The organism is Peptostreptococcus porci (assembly GCF_009695815.1).
GTDB classification, from domain to species: domain Bacteria; phylum Bacillota; class Clostridia; order Peptostreptococcales; family Peptostreptococcaceae; genus Peptostreptococcus; species Peptostreptococcus porci.
Map to the genome: position 1 here is coordinate 101,568 of NZ_VUNE01000002.1, position 12,001 is coordinate 113,568.

11 protein-coding genes are annotated in these 12,001 nt (G+C 33.2%); 2 read left to right on the top strand and 9 right to left on the bottom strand.

The window, feature by feature from the left end:
- Window positions 1–63 precede the first annotated feature (63 nt).
- Window positions 64–1,236 carry an MGDG synthase family glycosyltransferase gene (locus FYJ71_RS04530; protein WP_154537636.1) on the bottom strand — a complete coding sequence of 391 codons (1,173 nt, stop codon included), beginning with the start codon at window positions 1,234–1,236 and terminating at the stop codon, window positions 64–66.
- A 321-nt stretch (window positions 1,237–1,557) separates the two neighbouring features.
- On the opposite strand from FYJ71_RS04530, the gene fba reads away from it, so the two are divergent.
- Complete coding sequence (gene fba / locus FYJ71_RS04535; RefSeq protein WP_154537637.1) at window positions 1,558–2,481, top strand: class II fructose-1,6-bisphosphate aldolase; 924 nt, start codon at window positions 1,558–1,560, stop codon at window positions 2,479–2,481.
- Window positions 2,482–2,677: 196 nt separating this feature from the next.
- Here fba and FYJ71_RS10050 read toward each other — a convergent pair whose 3' ends face one another.
- The 3 genes from FYJ71_RS10050 to FYJ71_RS04550 are packed head-to-tail and all read right to left on the bottom strand — an operon-like array spanning window position 2,678 to window position 5,750.
- Entirely contained in the window at window positions 2,678–3,931 is a 1,254-nt protein-coding gene (locus FYJ71_RS10050; protein ID WP_154537638.1) for a 5' nucleotidase, NT5C type, read from the bottom strand.
- Window positions 3,932–3,964: 33 nt separating this feature from the next.
- Complete coding sequence (locus FYJ71_RS04545; RefSeq protein WP_154537639.1) at window positions 3,965–4,783, bottom strand: GTP pyrophosphokinase; 819 nt, start codon at window positions 4,781–4,783, stop codon at window positions 3,965–3,967.
- A gap of 16 nt (window positions 4,784–4,799) precedes the next feature.
- Window positions 4,800–5,750 (bottom strand): MBL fold metallo-hydrolase, encoded by a 951-nt coding sequence (locus tag FYJ71_RS04550; protein ID WP_154537640.1) that lies wholly within the window; start codon window positions 5,748–5,750, stop codon window positions 4,800–4,802.
- 221 nt (window positions 5,751–5,971) lie between these two features.
- On the opposite strand from FYJ71_RS04550, the gene FYJ71_RS04555 reads away from it, so the two are divergent.
- Window positions 5,972–6,217, top strand: coding sequence for a hypothetical protein (locus tag FYJ71_RS04555; protein WP_154537641.1), 246 nt, complete (start codon window positions 5,972–5,974; stop codon window positions 6,215–6,217).
- Window positions 6,218–6,405: 188 nt separating this feature from the next.
- On the opposite strand, the gene FYJ71_RS04560 is transcribed toward FYJ71_RS04555, so the two are convergent.
- The 5 genes from FYJ71_RS04560 to iorA form a co-directional block, all read right to left on the bottom strand.
- The gene (locus FYJ71_RS04560; RefSeq protein WP_235899071.1) at window positions 6,406–7,140 is read right to left on the bottom strand and encodes a helix-turn-helix transcriptional regulator; all 735 of its coding nucleotides are present in this window, start codon (window positions 7,138–7,140) and stop codon (window positions 6,406–6,408) included.
- Between the two features lie 88 nt (window positions 7,141–7,228).
- Window positions 7,229–8,281, bottom strand: a complete 1,053-nt coding sequence (gene buk, locus FYJ71_RS04565; RefSeq protein ID WP_154537642.1) for a butyrate kinase — start codon at window positions 8,279–8,281, stop codon at window positions 7,229–7,231.
- A 66-nt stretch (window positions 8,282–8,347) separates the two neighbouring features.
- Window positions 8,348–9,244: a bifunctional enoyl-CoA hydratase/phosphate acetyltransferase gene (locus tag FYJ71_RS04570; protein WP_154537643.1), complete on the bottom strand. Its 897-nt coding sequence runs from the start codon at window positions 9,242–9,244 to the stop codon at window positions 8,348–8,350.
- Between the two features lie 153 nt (window positions 9,245–9,397).
- Window positions 9,398–9,970: an indolepyruvate oxidoreductase subunit beta gene (locus tag FYJ71_RS04575; RefSeq protein WP_154537644.1), complete on the bottom strand. Its 573-nt coding sequence runs from the start codon at window positions 9,968–9,970 to the stop codon at window positions 9,398–9,400.
- A gap of 1 nt (window position 9,971) precedes the next feature.
- Window positions 9,972–11,759: an indolepyruvate ferredoxin oxidoreductase subunit alpha gene (gene iorA, locus FYJ71_RS04580; protein WP_154537645.1), complete on the bottom strand. Its 1,788-nt coding sequence runs from the start codon at window positions 11,757–11,759 to the stop codon at window positions 9,972–9,974.
- Window positions 11,760–12,001: the final 242 nt, after the last annotated feature.

Consider the following 12,001-nt stretch of genomic DNA (forward strand, 5'->3'; position numbering starts at 1 on the left):
CATATCACATCAATCCGCATTACGATTAAAAATATATTTGTTATAATTCCCCTATAAACCCAATTATTTCTGAGCTATTTTCCCTATCTTATACGCATATTTCTCATTTCCATAAATTTCATTCAATTCGTTGATATCCTGAAGATAATTATCAAAATAGTCAGATTCCAACGAGTTCACAAATTTTTTCATGGACATTTTCATTCCCTCAATTTTACTACTGTCATTGATGAACTTAATAATTCTATCAACATTTTCCTCCGCTTTTGAATGAAGCGAAATCCCAAAATTATTATCCTCAATAAAATCAATATTTCTCAATTCGTTTGGTAACTCAGTCATAAATGAAATAATCGGTGTCAATGAATAAATTGACTCAAACAACGTAATTCCACCAGGTTTAGTTACAACACAATCAGCCTTGTACATCAATTCTGAAACATTTTCAGAATAGCCAAGAACTGTTATATTTTCATATCTATCCTTTAACGAATCATACATTTTTCTGTTGTTCCCAGTAACTATTGTTACATGCAAACCTTCAGTCGAATTGAGCTTTCTGTAAAAATCCTGAGTTTTTGGTAAAATACCAAGTCCACCACCCATAATCAGCAATTCTTTCTTCCTATTGTATTTTGAAATATTCACCAAATTCGAGTGAAGCTCTGAAAAAGCCTGCTGAGTAAATGATTCTCTAAATTTCTTTGAAATTGGTATCCCATAAACAACTATTCTATCTGGATTGACACCTTTCTTAATCAAATCATATTTCACATCAATACAAGGAACAATGTATTTGTCTGTATTCTTTGAAATCCATTCGTAGTGACTACTAACATCAGTAATACAAGTGACCAATGGTATATCTACAGACATTCTTTCTTTGTATAATGACACAGCTTTTGAAATAATTGGAAAAGTTGAAATCAATACATCAGGGTTTTCTTCCATAACCAACCTCTCAACAGAATATGAAAGCTTTCTTGTAATCAAGTCTATATTTTCAGTACTCTTGTCTGAGCTATTATAGTACTTAATATATGTCTTACTCGAATACTTTAACATTGCTCCAAAGAAAGAATACAAGTAATCTGATAGGACAGGCATTGAATACTGATACAAATCAACTACTGAAATCTCTGCCGCACTATTATATTTTAAGATATCGTCACTAATAGACTTAGATGCAGACATATGACCCATTCCATACTTTGCAGTTAATATTAAAACCTTCATGCCAATCCTCCTTACTTTATTTTATCTTACTCTATATTTTCCCTCACAATTTTTTACAACAATTTTTACATTTTTGTATTAAATACATTATATTACTTATTTCTAAATAAATACCTCATATAAATCTTAAGATTTTCTTAATTATTGTTTACAGAGCTGTAATTTTTGCATTACTGTATTAATTAACTAACACAATGATACGATATTTCGAGAGAATTGTCAATAGAATTATTTATTTTTTTTAAATTTAGTGTGAGTTTATACTTTTTTTGGTATAATCTAAGTGATGGGTAAGTTTTATAAGTTTTAAAGGAGGAAATCATGGCATTAATTAATACAAAGGAAATGTTTAGAAAAGCATATGAAGGAGGTTACTCCATAGGTGCCTTTAATATCAGTAATTTAGAACAACTTCAAGGTGTTCTTGAAGCGTGTAAGGAGAGAAATTCTGCTGTAATTATTCAAGCATCAAAGTCTGCAATCAACTATGCTGGCGTTGACACATTAGTTTCAATGGTAAAAGCTGCATCTGATGAAATTGGTGTCGACTGTGCTCTTCACCTAGATCATGGTCCAGATTTTGAAATGGCAAAAAGAGTTATAGATGCTGGTTTCTCTTCAGTTATGATCGATGGCTCACATTTTGATTACGAAGAAAACGTGGCAATAACTAAGAAGGTCGTTGAATACGCTCATAAATTCGATGTTACTGTAGAAGCAGAACTAGGCGTACTTGCAGGAACAGAAGATGATGTAACAAGTGATGTTCATCAATATACTGATCCAGACCAAGCTGTTGATTTCGTAAACAGAACAGGTGTTGATTCACTTGCAATTGCAATTGGTACTTCTCATGGTGCATTTAAATTTAAAGGTGAAGCAAAGCTTAGATTTGATATTCTTGAAGACATCCAGAGCAAATTACCAAATTTCCCTATAGTTCTTCATGGTGCCTCTGCAGTTGATCAGGAAGCAGTTGCTACTTGTAATCAATTTGGCGGAGATATTGCCGGAGCAAAAGGAATACCAGTTGAAATGCTTAGAAAAGCATCATCTATGGCAGTTTGTAAGATAAATATGGATACTGATTTAAGATTGGCTATGACTGCTGCATTGAGAAAATTCTTTGCTGAAAATCCAAAGGAATTTGATCCAAGAAAATATCTTGGTGCAGGTAGAGCAGCAATAAAGAATGTTGTTCTTGGAAAGATCGACAATGTATTAGGATCAAAGGATTCTCTATAAACTTTATAAAACCGAAAATTTTGTTTTATTAAACAAATTGAAAAAGGCTATGACTGACCATTGAAATGGTTCCAATCAAAAAAGCTCGCACACTCAAATCCCGTAAACATAAGTTTAGGAAAAAGAGTGTTGCGAGCCCTTTTTTATTTTCAATCTATTTTTTGGTTTATTTTTCAATTAATTTTTATGTTTGATATCATAATTCTTTGCTTTCAAATATTCCCATGATTTCTGCCCAATTTGAAACTCTAGTCAGTCTTTCTCCTGTTATAGCTCTGTTGTAATTTGTATCCAACGCAATTACCTCAAATCCAGCAGACAATAATTGCTCTATGTTTCCCGGATCATCCTCGATGAATACATCACAACCAAGTTTCTTTGCAATATTTATCTTATTCTTCGTTCCTAAGGAAATAACTCTATCGGGATTCATTCCATTTTTCTCTATCCATTTTTTTGTAATAGAATCAATTTTCGTATCCCTAGCAGTCACGAAATATACATTAAAGCCTCTATGTTCCAACATTTCAATTGTCTCCAATACATTTGGCAGCAGCTTTGCTTCCTCGTACACATAGGTAAAAATTGTATCAAAGTTTCTATACAAGCTTCCGAACCTATCTCCATAAGTATCTGTCCATTTGATTGATGTATAATTTTTCTTATCTATATTTACTCCATTTAATTTATTTAGATATGGAATAAAGAAATATGGATCTATTATCGTACCATCAATATCTACACAAATCGTTGGCTTTTGCTTAATTTCCTTTAACTCAAATTTCAAATAGTCTGATGAAACGAGATGGTATTCTGTACCTCTATACAAACCTTGAAATCCATAATCAAAGCTTTCTTCGCCATGAAGGTGTCCATATATTACATGCTCTGGTCCAAATTCTCTTATGATATCCGAAAATAATGTTTCATCCAAATCCTTGTTTATAGGAGGATAGTGCATTAGAACTATGTATTTTCTAAATCCATCCTTTCTCGCCGACTCAAGAGACAATTTCAGACGGTGAGCCTCTCTCTTATATATCTCATTATCCTTTTCATCAAACTTTATGTCATTAGGTATGTTCCATCCCCTTGTACCACATATTGCATACTCTCCTATAACTCTATAGTTCGTATTCATAAAAACCATACTATCATCAAAAAGTTTACTCAATCCTGTCGCTGTGGTCCACCAGTAATCATGATTCCCTTTAATAAAAAACTTTGTTCCCTTACTTTTATATATTTTATCCAAATCTTGCTCAGCCTCTTTTAAGCTTGATGCCCACGAAATATCGCCTACAACAAATACAATATCTTCATCCTCGACAACCCTATTCCAATTCGAAAAAATCTTTTCTTCATGATTTTTCCAGCATTCTCCAAATATAGTCATCGGTTTATCAACGGATGTAGACAGATGCAAGTCACCTATTGCAAATAATCTCATATACATCTCCATTTCCACAAATTTTCTTTGACATTATTCATCTCTATCAGGATTAACACTTGATTTAACAAAGCTTTTGTCCCTTAAAACTCCATCTAATTCTCTCTTTAATTCAATAATTCCCTGAATATCATTTTTACTAGACATAATGTTTAATCTATGTCTATACAAGAAATAATTTTCCAAATCGCCCAACTCTTTTAATTTTTGTACCCTAGAAAAGGCGTCTGTTGTAGCATATTCTTTTTCAGTGAATAACTCCTGTGCCTTTATTATTTCTTCTCTTATCTCGCCCATTTCTTGATCAAGTCTAAAAGCTGCATCAGCCGCTCTTTTCAATCTTGTTGCCAAGTCATCAGGTATATAGTGATCGTATTTGTATTTTAGTGAATGCTCAATAGTTGCCCAAAAATTCATCGCCAAAGTTCTAATCTGAATCTCACATTGAACCTCTCTATAGCCTTCAATAGTGTTAATTGGATACATTATAATAAGATGATAACTCCTGTAGCCACTCTCTTTTGAGTTATTGATATAGTCTTTTTCATTGATAATTCGCATGTCTGTTCTTTTTTTTACAATATCGACAATTGTATAAATATCCTCGACAAACTGACACATCAATCTGATTCCAGCAATGTCCTCTATATCCTCTTCAATGTTCTTTGTATCTAATTTCTTCATTTTTGCCATTATTGAAGATATTTTTTTTGTTCTGCCGGTAACGAATTCAATAGGAGAATGTTGACCCATATCCAGATATTCTTTTCTGATATTTCTAAATTTAATTTTTAACTCCTCTACAGCATTTGAGTATGGTCCTATGATCTCTACCCATTTTTGATAATCCATATTATCCTCCGTTTATTTAATCATTTTCTTTTTCTTCAGTTGATATTACATATTTCATCACAAAATTATCGAATACATACTTTATTGCACCCTTATCCAACAAATATGAAATAAGCGCATTTAGAGAATTTCTGTATTCAATATATGCTATGTAATTACATCTCAAATTTTTTTCTCTTACAATAATGCCTATTAACTCATCAAATGTTATTGGTTTTTCCATAACAGTCAAGATGAACGAGATATGCTCCATCAATACATTATTGTTATAATCAGCCAATTCCAAAGCTTCTTGCTTCGAAAAAATCACACTTGAGTGACCTAGTATGGCTACTTCAAAATCGACTATTCTCAAATTGTCAAGTGACTTTAGTTGACTGTTACAGTCACACATAAAGAGAAAATCGAATTTATCCAAAGAATTTTTCGTTATCAATAAATCCCCAAGAAATGCCACTCCATCGTCAGTTACAATTCCAACACATCCTTCCGTATGCCCCGCACAATTGAAAATATTGAATGTATGTCCTTTAATTTCCAGCTTATCGTTTGGAAATACAATCTCATCTACACATCTAAAATTTCTATCATCTATATGTGGCTCTGATATATATTTATAAATAACATCCATCAATTCCTGAGGTCTTCTGCCACCAATTATTGAATCCATATACAAATCGGGATTTTCTATCAATATTTTTGCTTTATTTGTAGATATTACTGTCACATCTATATATTTTTTCCTCAACTGGGTTATTCCTCCAACATGGTCCTCATGCTCATGAGTGAGAAAAATATACCTAAGTTGTAGGTTATTTTCATCCAACAGTTTTATTATTTTTTCCTGCCTAGAACCACTGATTCCAGGGTCAATTAGCAATACTGTATTGTCTTCAAAGACGTATATACCAGTGTTAGTCCCACCTCTTATCCAATGAGTATTGCCCTTTATATTGTTTAACTTCATAAAAAACACCACCTTGTAAAATGTATCTTTTATTTCAATATGTTTTCTCAATCCTATAAATATATTTTACCACAAATTTGCTAAAAATTACTTTTTCGAAAAAAAATATTGATAAGAACACCAATGAAAATATATAATAAAATAAAGAAATCGGTTAAAGCCGAAAAAAAAGATTCACAATTCGTAATAAGTGACAATACTAATTTTTTAAGGAGAGACATATGAACAGATACACGAAATTTATTAATATTATGGGTAGCTATTACACAAAGGATTTTGAAAAAGAAAAAAAGAATATCACAAAAGTTAGAGAGATAAAAGAAGAAACTGTACGAAAATTTTTCCTACAGGGAGATTGCGAAGTTTTGGTGGTTTTTGAAGAAACTGGAAAAGAAATATTGATTGACGACTTTTCATCAGAAGATGATATAAAAAAATACTTGGGAAAATCTTTCATTAAAAAATAAATAAGGTTCCTAGGGGGTAGGAACCTTATTTGGGGAGATTGAGTATTTTAATTTATTATGTTTGTATTATATATTTGCCCCAAAAAACATCATGTTAAACATATTTTATTATTTTTTTTTAATATTTTCCTATTTTTTACAATTCATTTTTTCTTGCGTCCTTTTTTATAAATCTAGTAGCACTGTACTTATTCTTCAGATTCTAATTTTTTTTCGTTTTGTATTTCATTTAGATAATTATAGATTGTATACCTTGATACCCCCAACTTCTCAGCTATATAAGGAACGCTTTTTTGTATCTTAAACACTCCAGAATTTTTCAAGTTTCTTATCAAAGTCAATCTGTCTGCCTTATTCATACTAACTATAGACTTGTTCATTTTTTCGACTTCAATTTCAAATTTTTGTTCCACAATCTGTCCATTGTCATATATGTCGAATTCATCATACACATCATCCTGCATCGACAAAAACTTCTTTAGAGTGCTTTGTATTGAACACAAATCATCACAGTCATAATTAATGCAAAATGACAAATTCCTTCCGAATGCCTTCACTACGATTGTTGAAGATTTTATTTCCTTTTTGATTCGCTTATTGGCTTTTTTATAGTTAATATTATATCCGCCCTTACTTCTTTCTATTAACTCTTCAGATCTTGTCGACAAAGGATCTCCGACTTTTCTACCAGTCACTTCCCCATTGTAAATAGAAAGTATAGATTTTTCTGGATTATCAATATCAGAGATTACTACCTCACAGTTTTTGCCAAACATTTCCGAAATTATTACTGCCAATGTATCTAAAAATACAATAAATGAATCATAATCATTAACTGATCCTTTATAATTATCTTTTCCCATAAAATACTTCTTAAATATCATACTATGTACTCTAATTTCTAGAAAATTACTACTTTTCATAAATTTTATATAGTGATAAATATGATATTATTCAATCTCCTTACCTAATATATTTGGATTATTGTAGGAAACCCATAAACCCTTTTATTTATTTTAAGAAATCCGCCTCTTCTTCACCCTTCATAACCCTGTAGCCTCCAGCTGCCAAAGCATTCATTTCGAACTCACCAGCGTATATCGACACAGGAGCAATAAATGACACCTTATTTATTACCCAATCTGTAAGCATCTTAGAATGAGCCATTCCTCCTGTTAAAATTATTCCATCCACTCTACCGTCATCCACAACTGACAATGATGCTATTGATTTCGCTATTTGATACGCCATTCCCTCGTAAATTTGCTTGGCGTAGTCATCTCCGTTTGATATCATCTTTTCAACCTCTCTCGCATCATTGGTATCTAGGTATGATATCAGTCCACCCGTACTGTCTTCATATCTTTGAAGTGCAATATGTCCTTCTTCTTTTGCTATAGTAATACAGCTATAGATTGGCAGATATCCGGCTCTATTTGTTGAATATGGAGCTTCATCTGAAGAACAGATATCGACTAAATGACCATTTTTTTGAAAATTCAAGGAAATACCACCACCAAGATGTGCCACTATAATTGAAGAATTGTAGTAGTCCAATCCATTGTCTTTACAATATCTCATTGCAACAGCTCTCGTATTTAATGCATGTGAGAAGCTTCTTCTAGGATATTTTTTTATTCCAGATAACCTAGCCAAATCGCTTAACTCGTCGACGGAAACCGCATCATAAATATATGCAGGTACATTTCCCTTTTTTGATATCTCTCTTGCGACCAATGCACCCAAATTCGAGGCGTGTAGCTGAGCTGGTCTGTTTCTCATTATGTCACATAGATTGTCATCTACTACATAAGCACCTGTATGGACTGGAGGTAGCATTCCACCTCTTGAAACTATAACATCCAAATCTATTGGCTCAAGATTATTTTTCTTTAAGAAACTTAAAACCTGTTCTAATCTCATTTCTGTCTGATCATAAAGATCATTGAATTTCTTCAATTCTTCGGCTGCGATACTAATATTTTCAACGATTACTTCGCTCAAATCCTCATATATGCCAACCTTTGTAGACGTAGAGCCTGGGTTAATTACTAATATTTTCATTATTCTCCTCCAACAAATTAACCATATTTTTTATTTTATTACATTACCATACATTTTGTAAAGGTCTTATTGATGAGCAAGTGCTGCCATTGCTATTGATAAGTATTTTTCTTCTGCAGAAGCACTTCTAGAAGTCAATACTATAAGGCATTTTGCTCCGACAATAAATCCAGCCATTTTCCCTCCAGCAGCAAAATTAAAGGTTTTATCCAATATATTTCCTGCGTGTAAATCTGGTGCAACTAATATATCTGGATCTCCAGCTACTTCGCTTTCATACTCTTTTATCTTCGCAGCGTTTGGCGAATATGCAAGGTCAAACGAAATAGGTCCTTCAACTATACAGCCTTTTATCTCACCTCTTTGATTTCTTGCCTTTAGTTCACCAGCATCAACAGTACACTGCATTTTAGGATTTACCTTTTCAATTGCTGAAAGACACGCAACCTTTGGGCATTCATAACCCAGCTTATGATATATGTCTACAGCATTTTCAATTATCTGCTGTTTTTCGTCAACGTTTGGATAAGGACACATCCCACCATCAGTTATTGTGATCAACTTATGGTAAGTAGGAACCTGTTCAAACGACATATGTGAAATCAATCTATCTGTTCTAAGTCCCCTATCTTTATCAACTACGGCTCTCATTAGTACTGCAGTTTCTATGTGCCCTTTTAAAATAAAATCTAATTTACCTTCTCTTACAAGCTCAACGACCTTTTCAGCACCCTCTTTTGGAGAATCAACATGAACTATCTCATAGTCCTTTGTAGCTCCAAATTCTTTTAGTATTTTCAATATTTCTTCCTTATCACCTATGAAAACAGGGTTTGCTAGCCCAATTTTTTCAGCCTCTAATGCCCCACCAATCGCAGCTTCATCCGCCATACAAACACCACAACGCTTCATTTCTGGAAATGCTTTTACTTTCTCTATTACTTCATCAAAAGTTCTAATCATAATTTTCTCCTCTAACCTATTTTTATTCAATATATTATTTTTACTCTTTTTTACTTTCCATCTGTGTCAACATTTAGAAAGAGAGCTGACATCTATATTATCAATAATATTGTATCACACTCTCCTTCTGACAAATTATAGTATATTAGTTAGCTAAATTAAACTCTTACCAATTCTTAATGCTTTTTTGTTTAAATCAACAAATTTCGGCTTTACATTTTCCTCTATTATTTTATCCCAATCTATATCTTCCAAATTCATGCTCTTTATTATTGTCCCCAATAATATAATGTTCATTACCTTTGGATTCCCAAGCTTTTCTGCTTCTGCTGTAGCATCAAAGGAGTAGACCTTTCCAGCTCTTGCCTCAATCAATTCCTTTGTATTTTCTGGATAGGTATCCTTACCACTTAATACGCCAATTGGATTAAATCGTGCAGTATTCAATACTACGACCCCATCTTCTTTTAAGTAGTCAATATTTCGCAATACCTCCAATTCTTCAAATCCCATTATAATATCAGCTTCTCCCATAGGTACAACTGGAGAAAAAACTTTGTCGCCGTATCTCAGATGAGTTAATACCTGACCTTCTCTTTGACTCATACCGTGTACTTCACTCATCTTTACATCATATCCTGCACTCATCAAGCCAATAGTCAAAAGCTTGCTAGCAGTTATTGTCCCTTGTCCGCCAATTCCAGTTAGTAATACATTCTTTGTCATATTATTTTTCCACCTTTCTTATCGCTTTTACAGGACAAACCTGAGCGCAAACACTACATCCCACACACTTATTAGGATCTATTGAAGATTTCTTAATTTCTTTCTTAAATGAAATTGCTGGACATCCTGTCTTTGTACATTTTCTACATCCTATACATACACTTTCATCAACAAAATATTTACTCTGGAAAGAACCAGGGAAGTTTTCCTTATCGCTTTCAGACTGAATCTTTAACGCACATGGCCACCAAGTGATGATTACAGATGGTTCATCTAGTGCTAACGCCCAATCCAGTGCTGCTTCAACTTCCTCAAGGCTGTTAGGATTAATACGTCTAATATTTTTAACACCTATTGCTCGAACAACTGACTCAATATCAACTTCAGTAACCTGCTGACCCTGAGCTGTAAATCCTGTACCTGGATTTTGTTGCTGACCAGTCATTCCTGTAATTCTATTGTCAAGAATACATGTAACAGTGCTGCTGTTGTTGTACACAACATCTAACAAGGAATTGATTCCTGAATGGAAGAATGTTGAATCACCGATTACAGAAACAACTTTAACGTCTTGATTTTCATCCATTGAGAATACCTGTGATGCACCATGTCCCATACTTATACTCGCACCCATGCAAAGTGTCATATCCATTGCATTATAAGGAGCACCATATCCCAATGTGTAACATCCTATATCCCCAGATATCATTATATTTTTTCTCTTACCCAATGTGTAGAAGAAGCCTCTATGTGGACATCCTGCACAGAACGTTGGAGCACGATTTATCATAACCTCTTTTGCTTCATCGAAAATTGGAACTTCCTTTCCTGAAATAGATCTTCTGATTACTTCTGGTATCATTTCACCATGACTAGGAAATACATCCTTACCATGACATTCGATGCCCAATGCCTTTATATGAGTTTCCATTATCGGATCGTTTTCCTCAATTACGTATACCTTGTCGACCTTCCCAGCAAATTCCTTGAAAAGCTTATCAGGTAACGGATTACTAAAACCTACCTTTAGGTAAGATGCATCGTCGCCGAACACTTCTTTCGCATAAAGATAACAATCACCAGAAACAACAACACCAATTTTTGTATCATTGTATTCAGCGAAGTTCCATTCACAGCTATTAGAATAATCGAAAAGCTTTTCCATTCTCTCAAACACATATTGCTTTCTAACCTTTGCGTTAGCTGGCACCATTACATATTTAAGTGGTTGCTTTTCCCATTTTTTTATCCCCACTTCTTCTCTATCTTCAATTTCAACTAATCCTTTTGAGTGACAGACACGAGTTGTCATTCTTATTATAACTGGAGTATCATATTCCTCACTCATTTCATAAGCAGCCTTTACCATTACCTTACATTCTTGACTGTCAGCAGGTTCAAACATTGGAACAAACGCTGCCTTTGCTAAATTTCTATTATCTTGTTCGTTTTGTGATGAAAATTGTCCCGGTTCGTCAGCAGTAACAAGAACCAAACCACCATTTACCCCCGAATATGCTGCTGTAAAAAATGGATCAGCTGCAACATTTAACCCGACATGTTTCATAGCCGCAAATGATCTAGCACCTGCCACACTCGCACCGATTGCTGATTCCAAGGCTACCTTTTCATTTGGAGCCCACTCTGCTACCAAATATTTTCTATCGATTTCAGACAAATTTTCCAAAATCTCAGTACTAGGAGTACCCGGATAAGCAGATGCAAATTTTACACCAGCTTCAAAAACACCTCTTGCGATAGCTTCATCGCCTGTCATCAATTTTTTCATATCATACCTCCAAAACATTTTAAAAAATACACCCTTAGGTATTTCATATTTTTTTACTTGACGTTAATCTAAATAGAAACAATTTGATAATTAATTTATACCAAATATAAAAATTTATGTCAACAAAATGTTTATTTTTTGGAAATTATACACAATTTATCAATTTATTTAATTTTCAGAATTATGTTATTTTATAGAGTATCACATTATTTTTTGCCTTTTAACTTCTATAAAAAAACAAT